24 protein-coding genes and 3 pseudogenes are annotated in these 24,305 nt (G+C 60.5%); 13 read left to right on the plus strand and 14 right to left on the minus strand.

All coding sequences use genetic code 11. The annotated features are described in order from the left end of the window. On the plus strand, positions 1-1,212 hold a 1,212-nt coding region (locus tag BFP90_RS27240), incomplete at its 5' end, for an RHS repeat-associated core domain-containing protein (RefSeq protein ID WP_176718030.1). Then, positions 1,209-1,595, plus strand: coding sequence for a hypothetical protein (locus tag BFP90_RS09820; protein ID WP_065891835.1), 387 nt, complete (start codon positions 1,209-1,211; stop codon positions 1,593-1,595). The genes BFP90_RS27240 and BFP90_RS09820, both read left to right, overlap by 4 nt. Positions 1,596-1,641: 46 nt before the next feature. Here the strand turns inward: BFP90_RS09820 and hemB are convergent, their stop codons facing one another. The 3 genes from hemB to BFP90_RS09835 form a co-directional block, all read right to left on the minus strand. After that, entirely contained in the window at positions 1,642-2,616 is a 975-nt protein-coding gene (gene hemB, locus BFP90_RS09825; protein ID WP_016977356.1) for a porphobilinogen synthase, read from the minus strand. A gap of 116 nt (positions 2,617-2,732) precedes the next feature. Further along, positions 2,733-3,563 carry a PhzF family phenazine biosynthesis protein gene (locus tag BFP90_RS09830; RefSeq protein ID WP_065896551.1) on the minus strand — a complete coding sequence of 277 codons (831 nt, stop codon included), beginning with the start codon at positions 3,561-3,563 and terminating at the stop codon, positions 2,733-2,735. A gap of 2 nt (positions 3,564-3,565) precedes the next feature. Continuing rightward, positions 3,566-4,264 carry a glutathione S-transferase N-terminal domain-containing protein gene (locus BFP90_RS09835; protein WP_065891833.1) on the minus strand — a complete coding sequence of 233 codons (699 nt, stop codon included), beginning with the start codon at positions 4,262-4,264 and terminating at the stop codon, positions 3,566-3,568. A gap of 249 nt (positions 4,265-4,513) precedes the next feature. Here BFP90_RS09835 and BFP90_RS09840 point away from each other — a divergent pair, with 249 nt between their 5' ends. Both BFP90_RS09840 and BFP90_RS09845 read left to right on the plus strand, forming a co-directional pair. Next, entirely contained in the window at positions 4,514-5,215 is a 702-nt protein-coding gene (locus BFP90_RS09840; RefSeq protein WP_065884075.1) for a histidine phosphatase family protein, read from the plus strand. Positions 5,216-5,273: 58 nt separating this feature from the next. After that, entirely contained in the window at positions 5,274-6,329 is a 1,056-nt protein-coding gene (locus BFP90_RS09845; RefSeq protein WP_065884073.1) for a permease, read from the plus strand. Between the two features lie 171 nt (positions 6,330-6,500). On the opposite strand, the pseudogene BFP90_RS29120 reads toward BFP90_RS09845, so the two are convergent. From BFP90_RS29120 to BFP90_RS09865, 5 genes and pseudogenes are all read right to left on the minus strand, one after another. Beyond that, positions 6,501-6,656, minus strand: a pseudogene (locus tag BFP90_RS29120) (hypothetical protein); the annotation flags it as partial. Positions 6,657-6,709: 53 nt separating this feature from the next. Further along, a complete protein-coding gene (gene mnmH, locus BFP90_RS09850) occupies positions 6,710-7,813 on the minus strand; it encodes a tRNA 2-selenouridine(34) synthase MnmH (protein ID WP_065896552.1) in 1,104 nt (367 codons plus the stop codon). Next, positions 7,813-8,847, minus strand: a complete 1,035-nt coding sequence (selD, locus tag BFP90_RS09855) for a selenide, water dikinase SelD (RefSeq protein WP_065891831.1) — start codon at positions 8,845-8,847, stop codon at positions 7,813-7,815. Before selD ends, mnmH begins: the two co-directional genes overlap by 1 nt. 93 nt (positions 8,848-8,940) lie before the next feature. Continuing rightward, positions 8,941-9,690: a TerC family protein gene (locus BFP90_RS09860; protein WP_065884069.1), complete on the minus strand. Its 750-nt coding sequence runs from the start codon at positions 9,688-9,690 to the stop codon at positions 8,941-8,943. Between the two features lie 28 nt (positions 9,691-9,718). Next, positions 9,719-9,970 (minus strand): hypothetical protein, encoded by a 252-nt coding sequence (locus BFP90_RS09865; RefSeq protein WP_065891830.1) that lies wholly within the window; start codon positions 9,968-9,970, stop codon positions 9,719-9,721. Positions 9,971-10,104: 134 nt separating this feature from the next. Between BFP90_RS09865 and nhaR the strand changes: the two genes are divergently transcribed. Continuing rightward, on the plus strand, positions 10,105-11,007 hold the full coding sequence (nhaR, locus tag BFP90_RS09870) for a transcriptional activator NhaR (protein ID WP_065884067.1): 903 nt from the start codon (positions 10,105-10,107) through the stop codon (positions 11,005-11,007). Positions 11,008-11,166: 159 nt separating this feature from the next. Beyond that, positions 11,167-12,387: a serine/threonine transporter SstT gene (sstT, locus tag BFP90_RS09875; protein ID WP_065896553.1), complete on the plus strand. Its 1,221-nt coding sequence runs from the start codon at positions 11,167-11,169 to the stop codon at positions 12,385-12,387. Between the two features lie 85 nt (positions 12,388-12,472). Here sstT and BFP90_RS09880 read toward each other — a convergent pair whose 3' ends face one another. Further along, complete coding sequence (locus BFP90_RS09880; RefSeq protein WP_057726249.1) at positions 12,473-12,982, minus strand: DUF1993 domain-containing protein; 510 nt, start codon at positions 12,980-12,982, stop codon at positions 12,473-12,475. Between the two features lie 115 nt (positions 12,983-13,097). Between BFP90_RS09880 and BFP90_RS09885 the strand changes: the two genes are divergently transcribed. After that, on the plus strand, positions 13,098-13,748 hold the full coding sequence (locus BFP90_RS09885) for a YceH family protein (protein ID WP_065896554.1): 651 nt from the start codon (positions 13,098-13,100) through the stop codon (positions 13,746-13,748). A 170-nt stretch (positions 13,749-13,918) separates the two neighbouring features. Here the strand turns inward: BFP90_RS09885 and BFP90_RS09890 are convergent, their stop codons facing one another. Beyond that, positions 13,919-14,737 carry a shikimate 5-dehydrogenase gene (locus tag BFP90_RS09890; RefSeq protein ID WP_065884062.1) on the minus strand — a complete coding sequence of 273 codons (819 nt, stop codon included), beginning with the start codon at positions 14,735-14,737 and terminating at the stop codon, positions 13,919-13,921. A 165-nt stretch (positions 14,738-14,902) separates the two neighbouring features. Here BFP90_RS09890 and BFP90_RS09895 point away from each other — a divergent pair, with 165 nt between their 5' ends. The 3 genes from BFP90_RS09895 (at position 14,903) to BFP90_RS09905 (ending at position 15,958) form a co-directional block, all read left to right on the plus strand. After that, positions 14,903-15,256 (plus strand): hypothetical protein, encoded by a 354-nt coding sequence (locus tag BFP90_RS09895; RefSeq protein ID WP_065884089.1) that lies wholly within the window; start codon positions 14,903-14,905, stop codon positions 15,254-15,256. Positions 15,257-15,489: 233 nt separating this feature from the next. Further along, positions 15,490-15,684 carry a hypothetical protein gene (locus BFP90_RS09900; RefSeq protein ID WP_057726255.1) on the plus strand — a complete coding sequence of 65 codons (195 nt, stop codon included), beginning with the start codon at positions 15,490-15,492 and terminating at the stop codon, positions 15,682-15,684. 91 nt (positions 15,685-15,775) lie between these two features. Continuing rightward, on the plus strand, positions 15,776-15,958 hold the full coding sequence (locus BFP90_RS09905; RefSeq protein ID WP_065884060.1) for a hypothetical protein: 183 nt from the start codon (positions 15,776-15,778) through the stop codon (positions 15,956-15,958). On the opposite strand, the gene BFP90_RS09910 is transcribed toward BFP90_RS09905, so the two are convergent. Next, a complete protein-coding gene (locus BFP90_RS09910; protein ID WP_065891825.1) occupies positions 15,955-17,022 on the minus strand; it encodes an AI-2E family transporter in 1,068 nt (355 codons plus the stop codon). The two genes, BFP90_RS09905 and BFP90_RS09910, sit on opposite strands and share 4 nt — an antisense overlap. Before the next feature lie 256 nt (positions 17,023-17,278). On the opposite strand from BFP90_RS09910, the gene flgE reads away from it, so the two are divergent. Continuing rightward, a complete protein-coding gene (gene flgE, locus BFP90_RS09915; protein WP_065896555.1) occupies positions 17,279-18,589 on the plus strand; it encodes a flagellar hook protein FlgE in 1,311 nt (436 codons plus the stop codon). Between the two features lie 68 nt (positions 18,590-18,657). On the opposite strand, the gene BFP90_RS29560 is transcribed toward flgE, so the two are convergent. The 3 genes and pseudogenes from BFP90_RS29560 to BFP90_RS09925 form a co-directional block, all read right to left on the minus strand. Beyond that, complete coding sequence (locus BFP90_RS29560; protein WP_370671692.1) at positions 18,658-19,479, minus strand: methyl-accepting chemotaxis protein; 822 nt, start codon at positions 19,477-19,479, stop codon at positions 18,658-18,660. A 36-nt stretch (positions 19,480-19,515) separates the two neighbouring features. Further along, a pseudogene (locus tag BFP90_RS29565) lies at positions 19,516-20,337 on the minus strand (cache domain-containing protein); the annotation flags it as partial. A 177-nt stretch (positions 20,338-20,514) separates the two neighbouring features. Next, positions 20,515-21,834, minus strand: a complete 1,320-nt coding sequence (locus BFP90_RS09925; RefSeq protein ID WP_163001645.1) for a Na+/H+ antiporter family protein — start codon at positions 21,832-21,834, stop codon at positions 20,515-20,517. 1,384 nt (positions 21,835-23,218) lie between these two features. Here BFP90_RS09925 and BFP90_RS29570 point away from each other — a divergent pair. Next, positions 23,219-23,365, plus strand: a pseudogene (locus tag BFP90_RS29570) (HAMP domain-containing protein); the annotation flags it as partial. Between the two features lie 102 nt (positions 23,366-23,467). After that, the gene (locus BFP90_RS29575) at positions 23,468-24,223 is read left to right on the plus strand and encodes a methyl-accepting chemotaxis protein (protein WP_370671693.1); all 756 of its coding nucleotides are present in this window, start codon (positions 23,468-23,470) and stop codon (positions 24,221-24,223) included. Positions 24,224-24,305: the final 82 nt, after the last annotated feature.

The raw sequence follows: 24,305 nt of genomic DNA on the forward strand, positions 1-24,305 counted from the left end.
GGCAATTTGCTTATGCAAGACAGGCCGGGGCCGGACATCGTGGCGGGCAATCGCCTGATGATCCAAGGCGATCACCATTACGACTATGACGCCTTCGGAAATCTAATAAGAGAACGGCATGGCAAGGGTCATGCACTCGTCACCGAGTACCGCTACGACTGCCAGCACCGGCTGATTGGCGTCACCAAACCCAACGGCCAAACCGCCAGCTATCGCTATGACCCGTTTGGTCGACGTATCAGCAAAACCGTAGATGGCACCACCACAGAGTTTTTCTGGCAAGGCGACAAGCTGATCGCCGAACACCATGCCGACCGCCATCGCAGCTACCTCTACGAACCCGACAGCTTCCGCCCGCTGGCACTGCTGGAAGGCTTCGGGCCAGAAGAAACCAACCCCTACTACTACCAACTCGATCACCTCGGCACACCGCAGGAACTTACAACGTCCGACGGCGAAATCGTCTGGTCCGCCCATTACCGCGCCTACGGCGAAATCAGCCGCCTCGACGTCGGCAAAATCGACAACCCGCTACGTTTTCAAGGCCAGTACTACGACCAGGAAAGCGGCCTGCACTACAACCGCCATCGCTATTACCACCCGAATATCGGTCGTTACCTGACGCCGGACCCGGTGAAGCTGGCGGGTGGGATCAATGGGTACCACTACGTGCCCAATCCTACTGGGTGGGTGGATCCGCTAGGGTTGAGTACATGTCCAGGCGCGGGCGGATGTAAACCACAGCTTAATACAGAAAAATCTCACGGGCAGGTAAAGGTAGATGAGGGAGCTCCCCCGCTACCCAGCTCAGAAAAAAAACGAGAATATCTGTATCGCGGTGACTTAAGAGAACCAGACGAAATCTTTAATAATGGATTTGAAAGTCGAGGAGACAGCACAGACCTTTTCCTGCACGTGTTGAATAATGCCAGTCCTCCTAGCAATTTCGTCCCCACTTCATCCTCAAGGAAACAAGCGTTGGTATTTGCTTCAAGCTTTGGATTCGAAGAAGGTTTCCTTTACACACTGAGGAAAATTCCTGGAAGAGACGTAAACAAAGAGCTCGGGAAGCTCTCAAAACATAAAAACGAATTAGAAATCGCAATTCCCGGTCGAATAGATACCAAGGATATTTTAGGTGCATCGCCAGTTAATGAAGACGGAACCTTTAAGGGATATACAATTTTGAACCCGCATAGGAAATACCCATGAAATCACGTGAAATCACCATTATCAAAGACGGGATACGTGACAGTGCAGTGATCGAATATGAAGGCGGTAAATCTACCCTTTATCTATTGCTAAGCAACGGGATCCAAAAAACCTATACAGCAATGGACTTATACGATTGCTTCGGCTTATTAAGAGCTGATATGAAAGACACGTTGTTTCTTTGCAAAGGCGCCAAAATCAACGTCCACACGTCAGGTATGTCTTCACATATGTCAAACGGTCTTATTGCTTACGAACTGACAATGGGGCAGCCAGAAGGGGAACTTGTGCATATATTTTCTTATGAAGAAAACGATCTCACCAATGATATACAAGAGCAGCATGATTTCTGCCAGCGCTGGGCTGAATCGGTGCAAACTTAGCAAATGCATCTGTGACGAGCACGCTCGCCACAGAATGAGCGTCTACCTAAATCCCCGCCAACGCCAAATCCATCGCAAAATACGTAAATATCAAATCCGCCCCCGCCCGCTTGATCGAGCCCAGGGTCTCGCGCACTACGCGATCCTCGTCAATCGCCCCGGCCTGTGCGCCGAATTTGATCATCGCGTACTCGCCGCTCACTTGATACGCCGCCACCGGCAGGCGTGAGGCCTCGCGGATGTCGCGGATGATGTCGAGGTAGGCGCCGGCCGGTTTGACCATCAGCGCATCGGCGCCTTCCTGCTCGTCGAGCAGCGATTCTCGTACGGCCTCGCGGCGGTTCATCGGGTTCATCTGGTAGCTTTTGCGGTCGCCCTTGAGGGCGCTGCCGCCGGCTTCGCGGAACGGGCCGTAGAGGGCCGAGGCGAATTTGGTGGAGTAGGCCATGATCGGGATGTGGGTGAAACCGGCATCGTCCAGGGCGCGGCGGATGGCCTGGACCTGGCCGTCCATCGCCGCCGAGGGCGCTATGACGTCGGCACCGGCGCGGGCGGCGGCCACGGCTTGTTTGCCGAGGTTGACCAGGGTCGCGTCATTATCGACGTGGGCGCCGTGCATCACGCCGCAGTGGCCATGGTCGGTGTATTCGCAGAAGCAGGTGTCGGACATCACGATCATTTCCGGCACGGCGTCCTTGATGATCGACGACATGCGCGAGACCAGGCCGCGCTCTTTCCACGTATCGCTGCCGCTGGCGTCCAGGTGGTGGGAAACGCCAAAGGTCATCACAGACTTGATGCCGGCACGGGCATAGCGCTCGATCTCGCCGGCCAGCTTTTTCTCAGGAATACGCAACACGCCCGGCATGCTGGTGATCGGCACGAAATCGTCGATTTCTTCTTCGACGAAAATCGGCAGCACCAGGTCGTTGAGCGTGAATTCGCTTTCCTGGAACAGGCCACGCAGCTCCGGAGAGCGGCGCAGGCGACGGGGGCGGGCTTGGGGGAACTGGCTGGTCATGGTTTTCCTGAAAAGTGGCTGAACTCTTTGGGGCCAAAGCTTATGCCCCAAGCCCCGGCGGCACAAATGCCGAGGGGCCAACAGTGTATTGCGCAGCACGTAACAATTGCATTGATCTAGAGCTGTAAATGCCCTTCGATGCAGACGGCAACGGCGCCGCCCACCCAGATTTCACTGCCCTGGCGCTCGATGCGAATACGCCCCGCTCGCCCGATGGCGGTGCCTTGGCTGACCACGTAGCGCTCCGGCGCCAGGCCCTCGCCGAGCAGCCATTGGGCAAGCCCGGCGTTCAAGCTGCCGGTGGCCGGGTCTTCCTGAGCACCGTCGCCGGCGATGAAGGCGCGCACCTCAAACTGTGCGTCGTCCCCTGTGCCGGGCGCGATGACGCCAACCGCCAGCCCGAGCAACTGCGCGTAGTCAGGCCGCAGCGCCAGCACAGCCTTTCGATCAGCCAGCATCACCGCCAGCCAACCCGCGCCGTTATCCACCCACTGGCTGCGCACAATAGCGCCGGGCGCCAGGCCCAGCCCCACGCGCACACGCTCCAGCAGCGACGCCTCGACAACGCCGGAACGCAACAGCGGTGGCGCGATGAACGCCAGCTCGTCGCCTTCGCGTCGAATGCGTACCAGGCCGATTTCGCACTCCTGAATGATCTCTTGCCCACGCGCAACACCGCCTGCCTGCAACCACGCGTGGCAACTGCCCAAGGTCGGATGCCCGGCAAACGGCAGTTCCTGCAAAGTTGTGAAAATTCTTACCCGGTAGTCGGCTCGCGGGTCACGGGGCGTCAGCAAAAACGTGGTTTCGCTGAGGTTCGTCCACTTGGCGAAGTCGGCCATCTGCTGGTCCGTCAGGCTGTCGGCCCCGAGCACCACGGCAACTGGGTTGCCTTTGAGCGGCACACGGCTGAAGACATCCAGTTGTTTGAAATCGAAAATCGGCATGCTCAGCTCGGAATATTCAGGCCACGAATCACCGCTGGGCGTGCGACAAAACCGTCCAGCGCGCGCAGTACATTAGGGAAATCGGCGATGCCTACCAGGTCGCCCGATTCGTAGAAACCGATCAGGTTGCGAATCCAGGGGAAGGTGGCGATGTCGGCAATGCTGTAATCGTCACCCATGATCCAGGTGCGGCCCAGCAGGCGTTTCTCCAGTACCTGGAGCAAGCGCCGCGACTCGGCGGCATAACGGTCGCGCGGGCGCTTGTCTTCATAGGCCTTGCCGGCGAACTTGTTGAAGAACCCCAACTGGCCGAACATCGGGCCGATCCCGCCCATCTGGAACATCAGCCACTGGAGGGTTTCGTAGCGAGTGGCCGGGTCTTCGGCGAGCAACTGGCTGGTCTTTTCCGCCAGGTAAATCAGGATCGCGCCGGACTCGAACAACGCCAGCGGCTGCCCGCTGGGACCATTGGGGTCGATGATTGCGGGGATCTTGTTATTGGGGTTCAGCGACAGGAACTCGGGGGATAATTGGTCCTGGGTGTCGAAGCTGACCTTGTGCGCCTCATAAGGCAGGCCCAGCTCTTCGAGCATGATCGAGACTTTTACACCGTTGGGCGTAGGCAGCGAGTACAGTTGCAGGCGCTCCGGGTGCTGGGCGGGCCATTTGCTGTTGATCGGGAAAGCGGCGAGTGCGTTCATCGAGGAAGTTCCTGAGCTCAAAATCCCCATGATAGTCATCTGCTCGGCGTCGTGCATGCGTCATCATCGAGCAACATTGCCTGACTAGAATCCCCGTGGGCGAACCAAAATGCCCGAATGCACTCATAAGTGCGCTTGTTCGGTGAATGGAGGCACCTGGCTATACCGACATGGAACACCCTCAGACGCGCACCGCGCCACTGGGCCGGGCCTGTCAGCCTTAACCCGACGCAAGAAGACTCGAACCTAATGAAGATCAAGCCTCTGCGCCTTGTGCAACACATCAAACGTTATTCATACATCATGTTACCGCTGCTGCTGGTCACGGCGGGTATTGTCACGGCACTGGATGCCCGTGAAAGCCGCGCGCAACCGGTAGACGGCGTGCAAACCCTGGTATTTCTGCGCCACGGCGAAAAACCTGCCGGGGGCCTGGGCCAACTCAATTGCCAGGGCCTGAACCGTGCGATGAACCTGGCCAGTGTCTTGCCGGAAAAATTCGGCAAGGCCGATTTCGTGTTCGCCGCCAACCCGACGCGCAATGTCGAGGAAGGTGAGCACGACAACTCCTACAGCTACATTCGCCCGCTGATGACCATCAGTCCCAGCGCAATCAAGCTGGGCCTGCCGGTCAACATCAAGTTCTCGGCAAACGACACCAGTGCCCTGGCCGATGAACTGGTCGAAGACAAGTACCACAACGCCACGATCTACACCGCCTGGTCCCACGGTTACCTGCCGGAGTTGATCAACAAAGTCGCCAGTGAAGCGGCAGGCGAAAAGCACACCATCACCGAAGACTGGTCCGGTAACGACTATGACTCGCTGTACGTGCTGACACTCACCTGGCACAACGGCAAGGCCTCGCTGCTCAGTCGCAACTACAAGCAGGGGCTCGATAATGGTGTGCAAACCTGCCCGGATCCGACCCAGGTCAGCGCAGATATCTGAAGGTTGAGCGTCAGGCGCGTATGATGCTGCGCTATTGACTCATCGGCGGAACATCTTCATGTCCAACCTCCCTTCTGCCCAGCCCAACCGGGGCTGGTCGTTCTGGTGCAAACCTGCGCTGTTTCTCCTGGTGGCCTGCGTCGGCCTCTACTACGTGAAATGGTCGCCCTACTACCTCAAGGCCTTTGTCGCGGCCGACAACCACAGCATCGGTGCCTCGATTCTCAATGACCAGCAAAGCTCGCCCCTCGCGGCGGCGCTGGCCTATGCCCAGGTGTATTTCCTGGCGATCTGGAAAGCCGCCGTGCTGGCGGTGATCCTCGGTTCGCTGCTGCAAGTGCTGATCCCGCGCGACTGGCTGCTGCGCCTGTTTGGCCGGGCCGGACTGGGCTCGACCCTGCGTGGCGGGCTGTTCGCCTTGCCGGGGATGATGTGCAGTTGCTGCGCGGCGCCGGTGGCGGCAGGCATGCGCCGTCAGCAGGTGTCGGTGGGCGCGGCGCTGGCGTTCTGGATTGCCAACCCGGTATTGAACCCCGCCACGCTGGTGTTCATGGGCTTTGTGCTGGGTTGGGGCTTTACCGCGTTGCGGCTGGTGGCGGGGATTGTGCTGGTGGTGGGTGTGTCATTGATCGCGCAGCGTATTGCGCGCCCGGACCAAGTGCCGGAAGCGGCGCTGGAGGCCGTGGCCGAGGTCAGCACTGCTGAGTCCGAACCCTTCCTGACGCGCTGGTTACGGACGTTGTGGCAGCTGTTCTGGAGCACCATCCCGGTGTATATCCTCGCGGTGCTGATCCTCGGCGCGGCACGGGTCTGGCTGTTCCCCCATGTGGACGGGGCGATGGCCGACAGCCTTGTGTGGCTGGTTCCGCTGGCGATAGTCGGCACGTTATTCGTGATTCCTACGGCGGCCGAGATTCCCATCGTACAAACCATGATGACCCTGGGCATGGGCACCGGCCCGGCCGTCGCCTTGCTGATGACCCTGCCGAGCATAAGCCTGCCGTCGCTGCTGATGCTGCGCAAGGATTTCGATGCGCGGGTGCTGGTGACGGTGGCCGGGCTGACCATGCTGATGGGAGTGGTGTGCGGGTTGATCGGGGCGGTGATTCTTTAGATTTCAAGTGGGCTGACGACCCTTTCGCGGCCGTCGCCGTACCGCCATCTACTGTGGGAGGGGGCTTGCCCCCGATAGCGGTACATCAGTCGCAACATCAGTGGCTGACACTCCGCCATCGGGGGCAAGCCCCCTCCCACATTTTGATTTGCATGCATCCAGCGCAGTGCTTTACAACCAATGCCAGAACTGGCTCCAGAACCCTCGACCCAACTCATCCTTGCACCCGGCATATTGCCGCGCATACAGCTGCGAACGCGCCTGCACCTTGCTCGCCACCGGCAGTAGCCAGGCTTTGCTGGCGTAGGTGCGCTGTCGGTAGCCGCCCCTACAAAAAACCCTTAAGGCTTGCCCGCGAAGGCGTCTTTGAAACCTGCCAATCAACTGCGCCGAACACCACGCTCACGCAAGTATTCCACCACCGCCCCCTGCTCCCCGGCGAACTCGATCCGCGCGCCTTTCTTTTCACGCTGAAACGCGTACATCGGGTCGTAATACTCGCGCAACAAGCCTTCGATCCACACGCGGTGCAGGTCCACTGCCCCGCTGCGTGCCTGTTCCGCCAGGGCGTCCTGCAAAATCGCCTGCAGCCGCTGAAAGCGTTCGCCGCCCAGGCGCTTATGGATATTGGCAAGGCTTTGGGTCAGACGTTCGGCAAAGAGTGCCTGGCCATTTTCACCCAATACCTCAATGAACTCGGCGCACAGGTCGACCACATAATCGCGCAGGATGCGCTCGACGCGACCTTCAACGCTGTCTTCGAGCCACACCATCGGGAATGCCTGCATACCTTTGTGTAACGGCAGCGGCAGCGCGCAGCTGCCGATCATGCGGCTCTCGTCCTCGACCACGAACTGTTCGATGCCCGCCGCGCGTTTTTTCAGCACGTCCACCGCGAGGCGGTTTTCGAAGTCGATAGTGGAAGGCTGCGCCGTGGCGCGCTTGCCGAAGCTGGAGCCGCGATGGTTGGCATGGCCTTCCAGGTCCAGGGCGTTGCGTAACTGACCGAGCACTTCGGTCTTGCCGGTGCCGGTCATGCCGCCGAGCAGCACAAAATCACATTGAGCAGTCGCCTGGTCCAGCGTATCCAGTAGGAAAGTACGCATGGCCTTGTAGCCACCACCGACACGCGGATACTCGATACCCGCTTCGGTTTTCAGCCATTGCTGCACAATCTGCGAGCGCAACCCGCCGCGAAAGCAGTACAGGTAGCCCTGTGGATTGGCCTGGGCGAACTGTGCCCATTGCTCGATACGCACGGCCTTGACCGCCCCCGACACCAGCTCATGGCCCAGCACGATTGCAGCTTGCTGGCCTTGCTGCTTGTAGCAGGTGCCGACCCGCTGGCGCTCTTCGTCGGTCATCAGCGGCAGGTTGACCACGCCGGGGAACGCGCCCTTGGTGAACTCGACCGGCGCGCGGGTATCCATCATCGGCCGGTCGTTGAGGAAAATGTCGCGGTAATCGGTGATATCAGTCGCCATCAAATCACCTCTACCGCGTTGGTCTGTCGCTCAAGCAGTTCGCCAATGGACTCCAGGACCAGGCCCAGTTCAGCGGCCACCGCGTGGAACTCGGCGTCGCCTTCGGGCGTGACGGCGATCAGCAAGCCACCGCTGGTTTGCGGATCGCACAGCACGCGCTTGTGCAGTTCCTGCACGCGCCCGACCTTGCTGGCGTAGCTGTCGAAGTTGCGCAAGGTGCCACCGGGTACGCAGCCCTGGTCCAGGTAGTATTCGACGCCTGGCAAGCGTGGGACTTTTGCATATTCGATGCGGGCCGTGAGGCCGCTGCCGTCGGCCATTTCCACCAGATGGCCCAACAGGCCGAAACCGGTGACATCGGTCATCGCAGTCACCCCGGCCAGCTTGCCGAAGCGGCTACCGGGTTTGTTGAGGGTGCACATCCAGTCGCGGGCCAGGCCGATGTCGGCCTCGCGCAATTTGCCCTTCTTTTCGGCGGTGGTGAGGATGCCGATGCCCAAGGGTTTGGTCAGGTACAGCTTGCACCCTGCGGTGGCGGTGTCGTTGCGCTTCATATGGCGTTTTTGCACGATGCCGGTCACGGCCAGGCCGAAGATCGGTTCCGGCGCGTCAATGGAATGCCCACCCGCCAGCGGAATGCCCGCAGCGTCGCACACCGCACGGCCACCGCGGATCACTTCGCGGGCGATCTCCGGCGCCAGCACATTCACCGGCCAGCCAAGAATGGCAATAGCCATCAACGGGTCGCCGCCCATGGCGTAGATGTCGCTGATGGCGTTGGTGGCGGCAATGCGCCCGAAGTCGAAGGGATCGTCGACAATCGGCATGAAAAAGTCCGTGGTGGAGACCACGCCGCGTTCGTCGTCGATGGCGTACACCGCCGCATCATCGCGTGAAGCGTTGCCCACCCAGAGGTTGGGATCGAGGTTTTGTGCGCCACTGCCGGCCAGAATCACCTCCAGCACCTGAGGCGAGATCTTGCAACCGCAACCCGCACCATGGCTGTACTGCGTAAGTCGAATCTGCTCGCTCATGGGAAACCTCTAGCTATCGTGTAGGAAAATTCTACCAGATAGCCAAAAGCCAACCGCGCTCTAATGAACGCGGCCGGCTTTTCAGGTCAAGCGTTACTGCCGGGCTGCCAACAAACGCGCGTGCCGGTTACGTCGGGCAATGTTCAGGCATTCGATCGCCGCCGAGAACGCCATGGCCGCATACACGTAGCCTTTTGGCACATGGGCGCCGAAGCCTTCGGCGATCAGCGTCATGCCGATCATGATCAGGAAACCCAGGGCCAGCATCACCACGGTCGGGTTGTCGTTGATGAACTTGGCCAAGGGTTCGGCCGCCACCAGCATCACGATGACCGAGGTCACCACGGCAATGATCATGATCGGCAAGTGTTCGGTCATGCCCACTGCCGTGATGATGCTGTCGATGGAGAACACCAGGTCGAGCAGCAGGATCTGTCCGATGGCGGCAGCAAAGCCGATGGCCACCGTATTGCCAACGCTGGCTTTCTCTTCGGGCGCCGGGTCCATGCTGTGGTGGATCTCGGTGGTTGCCTTCCACACCAGGAACAGGCCACCGGCGATCAGGATCATGTCCTTCCACGAAAAGGCCTGGCCGAACACTTCGAACACCGGCGCCGTCAGCTGCACGATAAAGGCAATGGTGCTCAGCAAGCCCAGGCGCAATATCAGCGCCATGCTGATGCCAATGCGCCGCGCCTTGGCCCGATGCTGCTCGGGCAGTTTGTTGGTGAGGATCGAGATGAAGATCAGGTTATCGATGCCCAGCACGATTTCCATGACGATCAAGGTGGCCAGCGCGATCCACGCGGTGGGGCTGGCGGCCAGTTGTAAAAGATAATCCATAGGTCAGTCCTGACGTTGTGCTGGGAAATTAGGTTTCTTGGGTGTTCGATTCAGCGTCTTTTTCTGCCGGGTCGTCCTTTTTCTGCGGACTGATCAAGCCTTGGGTCGCTTCACTCAATGCCTGTTCGGCGGCCTTCTGGGTGTCATCGATGGCTTGCTTGGCCGACTCGGTGGCCTTGCCCAGCACCTGCTGCGCGCTTTTCTCGACCTGATCACAACCGCTGATCATCACCAATGAAAGCGCAAGCAGCGACGCCGCGCCCAGGGAATTGAGTTTCATGATGTATTCCTCGTTAGAACCCCTGGGGCCAAATAGTGGCCCCGCGATAGCGAGGCATTTTATGCAGATGAACAGTTCAGAAAAATTCGTATTTTTCTCAGGTATACTTCGGTTTTTACGAAGTGTAGACGGTGATGCTCAATTATCGACAGTTGCATTACTTCTGGGTGGTGGCGAAGACGGGCAGCATCGTGCGCGCCTGCGAACAACTGAACCTTACGCCCCAAACCATCAGCGGGCAGATCAGCCTGCTGGAACAGACCTTTGGCATCGCCCTGTTTCAGCGCGTAGGGCGCCAGCTGGAGCTGACCGAAGCCGGGCGCCAGGCCCTGCCCTACGCCGAGCAGATGTTCCAGACCGGCAATGAATTGGAGGCGATGCTACGCGCGCAGCCCAATGAGCAGCAGATTGTGTTTCGCGTCGGGGTGGCGGACGTGGTGCCCAAGTCCATCGTGTACCGCCTGATCGCGCCCACCATGGAGCTGAGCGAACCGATCCGCATCACGTGCCGGGAAGACAAACTCGAACGGTTATTGGCCGACCTGGCGATCCAGCGCCTGGACCTGGTGATTTCCGACAGCCCGATGCCTACTCACCTGGACATCAAGGGCTACAGCCAGAAGCTGGGGGAATGCGGCATCAGCTTTTTTGCCACCCACGCGTTGGCCGAGCAACATGGCGGCGCGTTCCCGGCGTGTTTGCACGGCGCACCGTTGTTGATCCCCGGCGCGGAGACCGTGGTGCGCAGCCGTTTGCAGCGCTGGTTCGCCGATCAGCAGATTCAGCCCAGGATCATCGGCGAGTTCGACGACAGCGCCTTGATGCAGGCATTCGGGCAATCCGGCAGCGGCATTTTTATCGCCCCCAGCGTGATCGCCGATGAAGTGGTGCGCCAGTACGGCGTGGCACTTATCGGCCAGACCGACGCGGTGACCGAATCGTTTTACGCCATCTCGGTGGAGCGCAAGGTCAAGCACCCGGGCATCGTGGCGATTACCGAAGGCGCCCGGCGCGAACTGTTTACCGCCCTGCCCTGAACGCGCTGTGGGAACGATTTGCCAAATCCGACGATGGCGGTGACGCAATGACGCAGCAAACGGGACTCGTCCTACAGCATGCTAGACTTTGCGCCTGCTTCCTACAGTACTTTCTCCCTGCAATGCTGTGCCCACTAAAAAAACTAGAGACAACCGTTTATGACTGCTGCCCCTTCTCTGCTGCAACGCTTAATGCGCGTCAGCCTGGTCACCCAAATCATCATCGGCCTGATCGCCGGCATTCTGCTGGCCCTGTTGCTGCCAGAGGCCGCCAAGGCCACCGGCTTTATCGGCAAAGTGTTCGTCGCGGCCCTGAAGGCCGTCGCGCCGATCCTGGTGTTCGTGCTGGTGATGGCGTCCATCGCCAATCATAAACACGGCCAGGAAACCCATATCCGACCGATCCTGTTTCTGTATTTGCTGGGTACCTTTGCCGCTGCGGTGGTCGCGGTGGTTGCCAGCATGATGTTCCCGTCTTCCCTGGTCCTGGCTACCCATGACGCCACCGTCAGCGCCCCCGGCGGTATCGGCGAGGTGCTGCAAAGCCTGCTGCTCAGCGTGGTGGATAACCCGGTCAGCGCGCTGATGAATGCCAACTTCATTGGCATCCTGGCCTGGGCCATCGGCATGGGCATTGCCATTCGCCATGCAGGCGACACCACCCGCACCGTGCTCGACGACCTGTCCAATGGCGTAACGCTGATCGTACGGATGGTGATCCGCTTCGCCCCGCTGGGGATCTTCGGCCTGGTCGCCTCGACCCTGGCCACCTCCGGCTTCGGCGCCCTGCTCGGCTATGCCCATCTGCTGGTGGTATTGATCGGCTGCATGCTGTTTGTGGCGCTGGTGATCAACCCGGCCATCGTATTCTGGAAACTGCGTCGCAACCCTTACCCCCTGGTGCTGCTGTGCCTGCGCGAAAGCGGTATCACCGCGTTCTTTACCCGCAGCTCGGCGGCGAATATTCCGGTGAACCTGGCGTTGAGCAAACGCCTGGGCCTGCATGAAGACACGTATTCGGTGTCGATCCCCCTGGGTGCCACGATCAACATGGCCGGTGCGGCAATCACCATCACTGTACTGACGCTGGCAGCCGTGCATACGCTGGGCATCGCCGTGGACCTGCCCACCGCCGTACTGCTCAGCGTGGTCGCGGCCATCTGTGCCTGCGGGGCTTCGGGCGTGGCCGGCGGCTCGCTGCTGCTGATTCCGCTGGCGTGCAGTCTGTTCGGCATTCCGAGTGAGATTGCCATGCAGGTGGTGGCTGTCGGCTTCATCATCGGCGTATTGCAGGATTCGGCGGAAACCGCGCTCAACTCGTCCACCGATGTGTTGTTCACCGCAGCGGCGTGTTTGGACAAGGATGCACAGCCGGCTTGAACACCAGCCATTGCGCAACGAGCCGGACGCGGAGCGTCCAGGGCGGCATTCCCACGCAGAGCGTGGGAACGATCATGTCACAGCCTTAGAAAGCGCCCATGTAGTCACGCTTGCCCACTTCCACGCCGTTGTGACGCAACAAGGCGTAAGCGGTGGTGACGTGGAAGAAGAACTGCGGCAGGCCGTAGGTCAGCAGGTAGGACTGGCCGCTGAAGCGCTTCTCTTTCGGGGTGCCCGGACGGGTGACGATCTCGATGCCTTCCTTGCCGTCGATTTGCTCAGGCTTGATGGTGTCGACGAAGGCCAGCACTTTGGCGATCAACGCTTGCAGGTCGGCGAAGGTGACTTCGCTGTCTTCGTACTTGGGCACTTCAATCTCGGCCAGGCGTGCACTGACACCTTTGGCGAAGTCGACAGCGATCTGTACCTGGCGCACCAGCTGGAACATGTCCGGGAACAGGCGCGCCTGCAGCAAGGCGTTCGGCTCGATGTTTTTGGCGCTGGCGTGGGCTTCGGCCTTGTTCAGCACATCGCTCAGGGCGTTGAGCATTTGCTTGAAGACTGGGATGGAAGCGGCATACAGGGAAATAGTCATGTCAGTCTCACGGTAATGGCAGGGTTGGAACCAGCGACGATTATAGCCATGCCTGCCGCTTGTCTTTTATTTTTTCCGGCTTAGGCTAGTGGATTCACTGCATAGGGAACGCGCGATGACCGCCGAGCACGACACCGACACTTCTGAGCCGCGCCTGAACAGCACGGAAATCCGCGTCCTGGGCTGCCTGATCGAGAAGCAGGCGACCAATCCGGAAACCTACCCCCTGACCCTTAACGCCCTGGTGCTGGCGTGTAACCAGAAGACCAGCCGCGAACCGGTGACCAACCTCAGCCAGGGCCAGGTTGGCCAAAGCTTGCGCGTACTGGAAGGCCAGGGTTTTACCCGGCTGGTCATGGGCAGCCGCGCCGACCGCTGGGAACACCGCGTCGACAAGGCGCTGGAACTGGTACCGGCGCAGGTCATCCTGATCGGGCTGTTGTTCCTGCGCGGGCCGCAGACCGTCAATGAGTTGCTGACGCGCAGCGGGCGCATGCATGACTTTGAAGACGCCGAGCAAGTGGTGCATCAGCTGGAACGCCTGATTGCCCGCGGCTTGGCGGTGTTGGTGCCGCGCCAGGCGGGGCAGCGCGAAGATCGGTATACCCATGCGCTGGGCGACCCGGCGGATATCGAAGCGATTATTGCCGCGCGCGGGAACCAGATGGAGCGTGGCGGCGGGGCCGTCGGCGCCGACCGCATTGAAGAGCTGGAAGCGCGGATTGCCGCCCTGGAAGAACGCCTGACACAGCTGGAACAGGCCTGACGAGGTTAGACCTTGCGCTAAAGCCAATTAGTTAAGCGCACACCACCGTCTGTAGGAGCGAGGCGGGGCGCCTAGCTCTTGCTCGCGAAAAACTCACTGGCATCGCGTTCATTCAGAAAACACGCGTTATCGTTGACGTTTTTCGCGAGCAAGCTCGCTCCTACAGGGCGTCAGCTCCGGGCGAAGGCCACCGCCGCCTGGAACTGCTCCTGCGTAGGGCGCACGCCGGTATACAGCACAAACTGCTCCAGCGCCTGGATCGCAATCACTTCAAGCCCGGTAATCACCCGCTTGCCCTTGGCACGCGCACGCACGATCAAGGGTGTTTCAGCAGGGATCGCGACGACATCGAACACCGTCTCAGCGTTATCCACGGCCTCGGCCGCAAATGCCAGCTGATCCGCTTCGGCCCCGCCGCTCATGCCGATCGGTGTCACATTCACCAGCAGTTGCGGGCGTAACTCGCCCAACTCAGCCTGCCATGCGTACCCCAGGTTCTGCGCCAGGGCCCTGCCCGCCGCTTCGTTGCGCGCCACGATCACACCCTTGGCGTAACCGCCATCGCGCAAGGCACTGGCCACGGCCTTGGCCATGCCGCCGCTGCCGCGCAGGGCGAAGCTCGAATCTTTGGGCACCTGATGCTTTTTCAGCAGTTGCTCAACGGCGATGTAATCGGTGTTGTAGGCCTTGAGACGGCCATCGGTGTTGACGATGGTGTTCAACGAATCGATGGCTTGAACCGAATCGTCAAGTTCGTCCACTAAAGCGATGGCAGCTTCCTTGAACGGCATGGACACGCCACAGCCGCGAATGCCCAGCGCTCGTATGCCGCCGATCGCGCCAGGCAAGTCCTGGCTGCTGAAGGCTTTATAGTAGAAATTCAGGCCCAGTTGCTCATACAGATGGTTATGGAAACGCAGGCCGAAATTTCCGGGACGTGCCGACAGTGACATGCACAGCCGGGTGTCCTTGTTGGGGTGCATCTGCATGGGTAACTCCTTGAGGTAAGCAAATCGGTACAGACCTTACACAACCTTTACCTATTGGCTGTGCTGTTTTTTAGAAATACGTTGTCTTAAAAGTATCCCGGCGACAATCCTTGAGTCTATTGATTGCAGACCACAAGCGCAGGGGCTAACCGAGGAAAGATCATGATGCGTAAAGTCCCCAGGATTGCTTTGCTTATTGGCGCACTCGCTATGGCAGGCCAAGCTTCCGCTCACGGTGGTGGGTGGGGCGGCCCGGCCGTGTTGGGTGCGATTGTCGGTGCAGCCGTCGTCGGCTCCGTGGTTGCCAGCCAGCCTCGTGAGGTCTATGTACAGCAACAACCGGTGTACGTGCAGCCGCAGCCGGTGTATGCCGCTCCGCCGCCGGTCTACTACGCGCCGCCACCACCGGTGTACGTGCAGCAACAGGTCTATTACCGCCCGGCGCCCGTCTATTACGGCCCGCCACGGGGTTATGGCTACTATGGCCCGCCCCACGGCTACTATCGCCACGGCTGGTAACCGCCGATTGGTGCACACGCCACAGGCCTCGCCCACACGCGGGGCCTTTTTTTGCGGCAAAGTCTGGATTTATGCTGCCAAGGTCGTTGTGAGGACAATGCTTGAGCGCCGATCCCACATCATCAGGTTGGGATCGCCTCTTGATCGACTCATACAAACGCTGTCATGTTTGTGTCACCAAGCCGTCTCAGTATTGATTCTGTCCACTCAATAACAATTAAGGACGATGGACCATGCCCACGCAAAATCCGCACCGCACCGCTGGCCTCTGCACGTCCAGCAAGGTCTACAGCGCCTTGACCGAACTCAAGCACCTGGAAGGCCACCGCAGCGCAAAGTTCCTGGCATTGCTGGCCGAAAGCCTGGTGCGCAAAGGCTTGCTCAGCGAACAGGAAGTGGTGCACATGCTCGATCAGGTGGTGGATTAACGCCTGGCATTGATGTCGACTATCGAGCCAGGTGATTTTTCCTTGGCGCCGGCGCACCGTAAGGTGACCTCCATAACGTTTGGAGGTACTTATGCCCACTGTTCAGATCATGTCCGTCATCGGCAGCGCCGTTCCCGCCCCTCTTCGCAAGCGGGGCCTGCTCGCCTGCTGGTACGTGGTAAGCGATGGCGAGCCCATCAGCGGCCCGCTCACCTCGTTATCCGACGCCCAGATGCAACGCCAGCTGGCAGCCGGCTACAGGCTTGAAGCCTAGGGCAGCGGCAGCTTGACGCGTGGCTTGGTTTCGACAAACAACGCCCAGCAGGATATGAACAGCGCCGCGACCAGCGGCCCGATCACGAAACCATTGAGGCCAAACACCGACAGCCCGCCCAGGGTCGAGATCAGGATCAGGTAATCCGGCATCTTGGTGTCCTTGCCCACCAGGATCGGGCGCAGCACATTGTCCACCAGGCCGATCACGAACACGCCGAACAAGGCCAGCACAACGCCCTGCCAGATCGAACCGCTCAACAGGAAGTACGCGGCCACCGGTCCCCAGACAATCCCGGCGCCCACCGCAGGCAGCAGGGACAGAAACGCCATCAATACCGCCCAGAGCAACGCGCTGGGAATATCCAGAAACCAGAAGATCAAGCCCCCCAGCGCACCCTGGGTGACAGCCACCAGCACGTTGCCCTTGACCGTAGCCCGCACCACCCGATTGAACTTGAGTTGCAGGCGACGCTTTTGCGGCTCGGCCAGCGGCACCGCCGTGCGCACCTTGCGTACCAGCTCCGGGCCGTCGCGCAGCAGGAAAAACAGCAGGTACAGCATGATGAAGAAGCTCACCAGGAAATCGAACGTGCCCTGGCCGAAGCTGAATGCCTGGGAGGCGAAGAACTGGCTGCCCTGCATCGCGCCCTTGACCACCTTCTCGCGCAGGCCTTCCAGGTTGCCCATGCCGAAACGGTCCAGCAGGTGCTGGAAATACGGCGGCAGGAAATGCTTGAACTGCTCGATATAACCGGCCACATCCAACTTGCCGCTTTCGACGTTTTTATAGAGCGTGGCGCCCTCTTGCACCAGCAAGGCGCTGGTAATGATCACCGGCAAAATCGCGATCACCAGGCACACCAGCAAGGTGGTCAGGGACGTCAGGTTGCGGTTCCAGCCAAAGCGCTGCTGCAGGCGGCGCTGCATGGGCGCAAAGATGATGCCGAGGATCACCGCCCAGAACACCGCGCCGTAGAACGGCAGCAATATCCAGATAAAGGCGACCGTGACCAGGGCCAGCAGTAACAATAAGGTTTTGAATTGCAGATTGGTTTGATTCATGTCCGATCCATGTCAGAAAAGCAGAGCGCGCATGTGCGCCCTGCTGCTTAGTCCGCTGCCAGCGCTGCGAGTGCCATCTTTGTTGCAAGGGTAGACGCAGATCAATCGTGCTGATGCGCGACCTCTGACGTCGCACCGGGTAAATAAATCCAGGCCTCCACCCTCTCTCCACACAACCTCCCACAAACATCCATGCGCGTTGTACACACTCAGCCCTTCCCCGCCTTGAACAGCAACGGCACCCCAAGGAGTTGATATGTCTTTCAATACTGGCCTTAGCGGTCTGCACGCCGCCAACAAGCAGATGGACGTGACGGGCAATAACATCGCCAACGTCGCGACCACAGGCTTCAAGTCCTCCCGTGCGGAATTCGCCGACATCTATGCCGCCTCCAAACTGGGTACCGGCCAGAACAGCATCGGCAACGGGGTGAACCTGGCGACCGTGTCTCAGCAGTTCACTCAAGGCGACGTCAACGGCAGCGGCGGCATCCTCGACATGGCGATCCAGGGCAGTGGTTTCTTCGTCCAGAAAGGCAGCGACGGTTCGCTGGCCTACACCCGCAGCGGTGCCTTCCGTGCCGACAAAGACGGCTACATCACCAACAACACGGGCACCTCGCGCCTGCAAGGCTACGCGGCGGATGCCGATGGCAAGATCATCAAGCGTGGCCTGACCGACCTGCAACTGAACCTGTCGAACCTGCCGCCGAAGGCCTCCACCAAGGTGGACTCCACCAGTAACCTGAACGCCTCGGAACGGGTGATCGACCAGGCGGCCAAGCCATTCAACCCAACCGACACCAGCACCTTTACCACTCAATACAGCACGACGTTGTACGACGCCCAGGGCAACGCGCACCCGATGGTGCAGTACCTGGTGAAAACCGACGGCAACAAGTGGAACGCCTACACCTTGATTGACGGTCGCAACCCTGATGGTTCGGCGCCAACCGGCACGCCATCGACCCCACCGGTGCCGTCGACGTTGACCTTTGACGGTGCAGGCAAGCTCACCAGCGTGGTAACCGCAGGCGTATCCGATAAAATCCTGACCATTACCGGCTGGGTCCCTGGCACTGTGACGGGAGGTGTGTGGAAAGCAAACGGCGCGACTGCCAATCCGACCGGGATCGCCATCAACATCGCCAACACCACCCAATACAATTCGGCCACTTATCGCAACCCGCCGTTCACCGACGGCTATGCCACCGGCCAGATCACCAGCCTTAAAATCGACGGCAACGGGGTACTGTTCGCCACGTTCAGTAACCAGCAGAGCAAGGCTGTCGGCCAGATATCGCTGGCGAGCTTCAACAACGAACAAGGCCTGCAGCCTGGCGGCAGCACGACCTGGCGAGAGACCTTCGCTTCGGGCCAACCCGGTTACGACGCCCCGCAAACCGGTACGCTGGGTTCGATCAAGGCCAACGCCCTGGAAAACTCCAACGTCAACCTGACCAACGAGCTGGTCGACCTGATCAAGGCCCAGAGCAACTATCAGGCGAACGCAAAAACCATCTCGACCGAAAGCACCATCCTCAAGACATTGATTCAGATGAGCTGATGCCGTACAGCCTGTGAACCTCTCACGCGTTGCCGCGTAAAAAAGTGGTGGAGCCAAGCCTGGAGTGATCAGATCCTGAACTGACCGACCAACTGCCCCAGACGTTGACCCAAATCCGCCAGGCTGCGGGACGTCTGGGCGCCGAGTCGGGTTTCATCGGCCACGCTGTCCACCGCCCCCGCAATCTGGTGCACGCTGCGGTTGATTTCCTCGGCCACGGCGGTTTGCTCTTCGGCGGCGCTGGCGATCTGCGCGTTCATGGCGTTGATGGTGCCGATCAACTGCGCCATGGTGTCCAGCGATGCTCCGGCCTGGTTGGCCTGGGCCGAGGTGCCGTCACCGGCATCGCTGGAGCGGCGCATGGCGTCCACGGCGGCTTCGGTGCCTTTTTGCAGGCGGTCGATCATGCCCTGGATTTCCTGGGTGCTGGTCTGGGTGCGGCTGGCCAGGGCGCGCACTTCATCAGCGACCACGGCAAAGCCGCGCCCGGCCTCCCCGGCACGCGCAGCTTCAATCGCCGCGTTCAGCGCGAGCAGGTTGGTTTGTTCGGCAATCGAGCGGATCACACTGAGTACGCTGACAATCGACGACACATCCTGCTGCAGGCTGTCGAGGGACACCCCGCTGCTGCGGATATCGCTCACCAGCGCATGAATCTGCGCGATGCTGCCGTCCACGACGCGCTTGGCGGCCTGGCCCTCGGCATCGGTCTGCTGCGCGGCAACGGCGGCGCCCTGGGCACTGCGCGCCACTTCATGGGCGGCGGACGACATCTGATTGATCGCGGTGGCGACCTGGTCGGTTTCGTGACGCTGACGCTCCATGGCGGTTTCCGAGCGCTGGGCTTGCTCGGACACCTGGCTCACCAGGCCGGTGAGTTGCGCGGTCATTTCGGTGATCTGGCGGACCAGGCCGTGAATCTTGTCGACAAAGCGGTTGAACGCGCCGGCCAGGTCGCCGAGTTCGTCCTGGCTGGTAATGGCCAGGCGGCGTGTCAAGTCACCTTCGCCGGCGGCGATATCGTCGAGGTTGGCCTTCATCAGGCTCAGTGGGCGCAGAATGGTGTTGGCCACCAGCAGGCCGACAGCGGCGATCACCAGCAACACCACGGCGGCCAAACCGAGAATGCTCAACAGCACGCCCTCCATGCGCGCGTGGACCTTGGCCTCGACCACTGCGACCTGGGCTTCGATGCCATCCAGGTTGACCGAGGTGCCGATGACCATGTCCCACTTGGGCAGGTATTCGGTGTAACCGAGCTTGGGCACCAACTCGGTCTGGCCGGGCTGGGTCGAGCTGTATTGCAGGTAGTGGGTGCCATCCTTGCCGACTTTGACCAGGTCGCGGTTGACGTAGACGCCGTTGGGGTCGCGGTTATCCTTGAAGCTCTTGCCCACGCCGTCCGGGCTGTTGCCCTTGAACAGGCGGATGGTCTCGGAATCGTAGCCGAAGAAGTAGCCGTCCTTGCCATAGCCGGTGTTGGACAGCAACTTGACCACCTGCGCCCGCGCCGCCGTATCGCCGGGGGCAGCGGCGTCGTAGAGCGGTTTGATGGTGGTCATGGCCACTTCGACATAACCCTGCAGGGTAGCCTTGGCATCGTTGAGCAGGCGCTGGCGGGTTTCATCCACCTCGTTGCGCGCCTGGCCCTGCAGCATCCACACGGTGGTCAGGCTGATGACCAGGGCGAACAGCAACACCGGCACGACGGCAAGGGACAGGACTTTGGCCTTGAGGCTCAGACGCATGGCTTTTCTCTCTTATTAGGGGCGACTTGAGAGGTTAGCGGCCAAATGCGTCATTTCTGTAGGCGCGAGCTTACTCGCGAAGGTCGTCAACGATAACGCGTGCATTCTGGATGAACGCGTTATCTGGGCGTTTTTCGCGAGCAAGCTCGCTCCTACAGTGAGGTGAGGGAGCTGATGTCAGAGCGTCATCGCCGCCAGCCAGCCAAACGCCAGCAGCGGCAGGTTGTAGTGCAGGAAAGTCGGCACCACGGTGTCCCAGATATGATGGTGCTGGCCGTCGATATTCAGGCCGGAGGTCGGGCCGAGTGTGGAATCGGAGGCCGGTGAACCGGCGTCGCCCAACGCGCCGGCGGTGCCGACGATACACACGATCGCCACCGGGCTGAAGCCCAGTTGCACACACAACGGTACGAAAATCGCGGCCAGGATCGGCACCGTGGAAAACGACGAACCGATGCCCATGGTCACCAACAGCCCCACCAGCAGCATCAACAACGCCCCGACTCCACGGCTATGGCCGATGAACGCCGCCGAGGTTTCCACCAGGGAGCGCACATCACCGGTGGCCTTGAGCACTTCGGCAAAGCCCGACGAGGCGATCATGATGAAGCCGATCATCGCCATCATCTTCATGCCTTCGGTGAACAGGTCATCGGTCTCGCGCCAGCGCACGATGCCCGACACCGAGAAAATCAGGAACCCGGCCAACGCGCCGATGATCATCGAGTCCAGCCACAGTTGAATGATGAACGCCGAGGCAATCGCCAGGCCGGCCACCAGCAGGGTCAATGGGTTGTACTGCACCGCCACCTGCTCGACACGCTCGATTTTTTCCAGGTCGTACACGCGTTTTCGGCGATAGCTGATAAACACCGCCACCAGCAGCCCGACCACCATGCCCAGCGCAGGCAGGCTCATGGCATGGGTCACGTTGACCTGGCTGATGTCCACACCGCTCTTGGCCACGTTGGCCAGCAGGATCTGGTTGAGGAAGATATTGCCGAAGCCCACCGGCAGGAACATGTACGGCGTGATCAAGCCGAACGTCATGACGCAAGCGATCAGGCGGCGATCCAGTTGCAGCTTGGTCAGCACATATAACAACGGCGGCACCAGCAGCGGGATGAACGCGATGTGGATGGGCAGGATGTTCTGTGAAGCGATCGCCACCGCCCCGAGCAGGCCGATCAGCAGCCATTTGACGTGGTTGCCGCCGCTGGCTTCCTGGCGATCGACCAGCAGCAGCGCTTTGTCCGCCAAGGCATGTGCCAGGCCGGACTTGGCAATCGCCACCGCGAAAGCGCCGAGCAAGGCGTAGGACAAAGCCACCGTCGCACCGCCGCCCAAACCGCTGTTAAACGCCTTGAGCGTGGCGTCGATCCCCAGCCCTCCGGTCAAGCCGCCCACCAGGGCGCCCACAATAATGGCGATGACCACATGCACACGGGACAGGCTGAGCACCAGCATGGTGCCGACCGCGGCGATAACAGCGTTAATCATGGTTACCTCAAGACAGAAACATAAAAGACAGGCATGCCCGCGCCGCAGCGGCCATTGAAGGCGCTGCCGGCGTACGGGCTCAAAGAGGTCTTATTAGAGGGCCCGCACTTTGCAGCAGCCGGCCGGCCATGTCAAAAAGCTGTGACCCTGGGCAGGTTTAAATTGACTGTTTGAATAAAGAAAAAACGCGCGCAGCCGATAACGGTGTCTCTATGTGTATTCATGTAAGGATGTCCCGATGTCGCTCAGGCAGCTCTCCATTCAATGGAAAATTACCCTGCTCGCGGGCCTGTGCCTGCTGGGGATCGTGACCCTGCTGGTGGGTCTGTCGCTGTACCGAATGGCGCAGAGTTCCGAGCAGGTCAAGGCGTCCAGCATGCAGATGCTCGATGAAGCCGCCCAGGCGCGTATCGAGGCGCAAGGTGAAGTGCAGGCGCTGGGCATTCGCCAGCAGTTCATGGATGCCTACCAGTACGGCCATGGGTTTTCCCGCCAGGTGCTGTTTTTGCGCGAACAGGCGGAAAAACGCTTCCTGGATGCCTTCGACACCCGCGAAGACCTGACTCGTCAGGTCCGCGCCGCGCTGCAGGCCAACCCCGACCTGCTGGGTTTGTCCCTGGTATTTGAAGCCAATGCGCTGGATGGCAAGGATGAGCTGTTCGCCAACCAGGCGGAGCTGGGCAGTAACGACAAAGGCCGCTTCGCCCTGTACTGGTCGCAGCCGACGCCCGGCAAAATCACCTCCATGGCGCTGCCCGAAAGCGACATGACCGACACGTCCATCGGCCCCAGCGGCGAAAAAGCCAACGCCTGGTTCACCTGCCCGCGCACCACCCTCAAGCCCTGCGTGATCGAACCTTACTTTTATGTGATCGACGGGCAGAACGTGCTGATGACCAGCATCGTCTTCCCGCTGATGGTCAACGGCAAAGTCATTGCCTCGTTGTCGGTGGACATCAATCTCAACAGCTTGCAGGCCGTGAGCCAACAGGCCAGCCAGAAGCTCTACGACGGCCAGGCCCACGTCAGCATTCTGAGCCCCACCGGCTTGCTCGCGGGCTACAGCCCGGACGCCAGCAAACTCAGTCAACGCCTGGACCAGGTCGACCCCGACAGCGGCGCACAGTTGATCAGTGCCCTGGCGAGCGGCACACAGATCCGCAGCCTGCGCACCGACCACCAACTCAAAGTGCTGGCGCCCTTTGCCCCGATCCCGGACGGCAAGCCATGGGGCGTGCTGCTGGACGTACCGAAAAAAGTCCTGGTGGCCCCGGCCGAGGCGCTCAAGGCCCAGTTGGATGCCGACAATACCCAAGGCACCCTGCTCGAACTTGGCCTGGGCCTGCTGGCCGCCGTGGTCGGTTTGATCCTGGTGTGGCTGATGGCGCGCAGCGTGACTCGGCCGATCCTCGGCGTAGCACATATGCTCGAGGACATCGCCAGCGGCGAAGGCGACCTGACCCGCCGCCTGGCCTACGACAAACAGGACGAACTGGGCCAACTGGCCGGCTGGTTCAACCGTTTCCTCGACAAGCTGCAGCCGATCATCGCCGAGGTCAAACAATCGGTGCAGGACGCCCGTGGCACCGCCGACCGATCCGCCGCGATCGCCAGCGAAACCAGCGCCGGCATGGAGCAGCAGTATCGTCAGGTTGACCAGGTGGCCACGGCCTCCCACGAAATGAGCGCCACCGCCCAGGACGTCGCCCGCAGCGCAGCCCAGGCAGCGCAAGCGGCCCGCGATGCCGACCAGTCCACCCGCGACGGCCTGACCGTGATCGATCAGACCACCAGCAACATCGGCCTGCTGGCGGCTGACATGAGCACTGCCATGACCCAGGTTGAAGGCCTGGCGAGCAACAGCGAAAAAATCGGCTCGGTGCTGGAAGTGATTCGCGGCATCGCCGAGCAGACCAACCTGCTGGCGCTCAATGCCGCCATCGAGGCCGCCCGCGCCGGTGAGGCCGGCCGGGGTTTTGCCGTGGTGGCCGACGAAGTGCGCAACCTGGCACGACGCACCCAGGAATCGGTGGAAGAAACCCGCGTCGTGATCGAGCAATTGCAAAGCGGCACCCAGGAAGTCGTCGGTGCCATGGGCAACAGCTATCGTCAGGCTCAAGGCAGTGTCGAGCAAGTCGGCCAGGCGGTCACCGCACTGCGCCAGATCGGTGACGCCGTCACCGTGATCAGCGACATGAACCTGCAAATCGCCAGCGCCGCCGAAGAGCAAAGCGCCGTGGCCGAGGAGATCAACAACAACGTGGCGACAATTCGCGACGTGACCGAGTCGCTGTCGGAACAAGCCAATGAATCGGCGCGCGTGAGCCGGGCGTTGAACAACCTGGCGAATCAGCAGCAGGGGTTGATGGATCAGTTCCGGGTGTAACGACGCTGGTCCAATGTAGGAGCGAGCTTGCTCGCGAAAAACGTCAACGATAACGCGTGCTTTCTGAATGAACGCGGTGCCT

Origin of the sequence: Pseudomonas sp. 24 E 13 (assembly GCF_900004715.1) — a bacterium.
Taxonomy (GTDB): domain Bacteria; phylum Pseudomonadota; class Gammaproteobacteria; order Pseudomonadales; family Pseudomonadaceae; genus Aquipseudomonas; species Aquipseudomonas orientalis_A.

Excerpts from the sequence above, each read along its gene's own strand:
- BFP90_RS09845 (WP_065884073.1), top strand. The coding sequence starts at position 5,274 with ATGTCCAACCTCCCTTCTGCCCAGCCCAACCGGGGCTGGTCGTTCTGG.
- BFP90_RS29575 (WP_370671693.1), top strand. The coding sequence starts at position 23,468 with ATGGAGCAGCAGTATCGTCAGGTTGACCAGGTGGCCACGGCCTCCCAC.
- BFP90_RS09885 (WP_065896554.1), top strand. The coding sequence starts at position 13,098 with ATGACCGCCGAGCACGACACCGACACTTCTGAGCCGCGCCTGAACAGC.
- BFP90_RS09865 (WP_065891830.1), bottom strand. The coding sequence starts at position 9,970 with ATGAAACTCAATTCCCTGGGCGCGGCGTCGCTGCTTGCGCTTTCATTG.
- BFP90_RS09840 (WP_065884075.1), top strand. The coding sequence starts at position 4,514 with ATGAAGATCAAGCCTCTGCGCCTTGTGCAACACATCAAACGTTATTCA.
- BFP90_RS09820 (WP_065891835.1), top strand. The coding sequence starts at position 1,209 with ATGAAATCACGTGAAATCACCATTATCAAAGACGGGATACGTGACAGT.
- BFP90_RS09830 (WP_065896551.1), bottom strand. The coding sequence starts at position 3,563 with ATGCCGATTTTCGATTTCAAACAACTGGATGTCTTCAGCCGTGTGCCG.
- BFP90_RS09860 (WP_065884069.1), bottom strand. The coding sequence starts at position 9,690 with ATGGATTATCTTTTACAACTGGCCGCCAGCCCCACCGCGTGGATCGCG.
- BFP90_RS29560 (WP_370671692.1), bottom strand. The coding sequence starts at position 19,479 with ATGACCGCGCAACTCACCGGCCTGGTGAGCCAGGTGTCCGAGCAAGCC.
- flgE (WP_065896555.1), top strand. The coding sequence starts at position 17,279 with ATGTCTTTCAATACTGGCCTTAGCGGTCTGCACGCCGCCAACAAGCAG.
- hemB (WP_016977356.1), bottom strand. The coding sequence starts at position 2,616 with ATGACCAGCCAGTTCCCCCAAGCCCGCCCCCGTCGCCTGCGCCGCTCT.
- selD (WP_065891831.1), bottom strand. The coding sequence starts at position 8,847 with ATGAGCGAGCAGATTCGACTTACGCAGTACAGCCATGGTGCGGGTTGC.
- mnmH (WP_065896552.1), bottom strand. The coding sequence starts at position 7,813 with ATGGCGACTGATATCACCGATTACCGCGACATTTTCCTCAACGACCGG.
- BFP90_RS09905 (WP_065884060.1), top strand. The coding sequence starts at position 15,776 with ATGCCCACTGTTCAGATCATGTCCGTCATCGGCAGCGCCGTTCCCGCC.
- BFP90_RS09835 (WP_065891833.1), bottom strand. The coding sequence starts at position 4,264 with ATGAACGCACTCGCCGCTTTCCCGATCAACAGCAAATGGCCCGCCCAG.
- BFP90_RS09890 (WP_065884062.1), bottom strand. The coding sequence starts at position 14,737 with ATGCAGATGCACCCCAACAAGGACACCCGGCTGTGCATGTCACTGTCG.
- sstT (WP_065896553.1), top strand. The coding sequence starts at position 11,167 with ATGACTGCTGCCCCTTCTCTGCTGCAACGCTTAATGCGCGTCAGCCTG.
- nhaR (WP_065884067.1), top strand. The coding sequence starts at position 10,105 with ATGCTCAATTATCGACAGTTGCATTACTTCTGGGTGGTGGCGAAGACG.
- BFP90_RS09900 (WP_057726255.1), top strand. The coding sequence starts at position 15,490 with ATGCCCACGCAAAATCCGCACCGCACCGCTGGCCTCTGCACGTCCAGC.
- BFP90_RS09880 (WP_057726249.1), bottom strand. The coding sequence starts at position 12,982 with ATGACTATTTCCCTGTATGCCGCTTCCATCCCAGTCTTCAAGCAAATG.
- BFP90_RS09895 (WP_065884089.1), top strand. The coding sequence starts at position 14,903 with ATGCGTAAAGTCCCCAGGATTGCTTTGCTTATTGGCGCACTCGCTATG.
- BFP90_RS09910 (WP_065891825.1), bottom strand. The coding sequence starts at position 17,022 with ATGAATCAAACCAATCTGCAATTCAAAACCTTATTGTTACTGCTGGCC.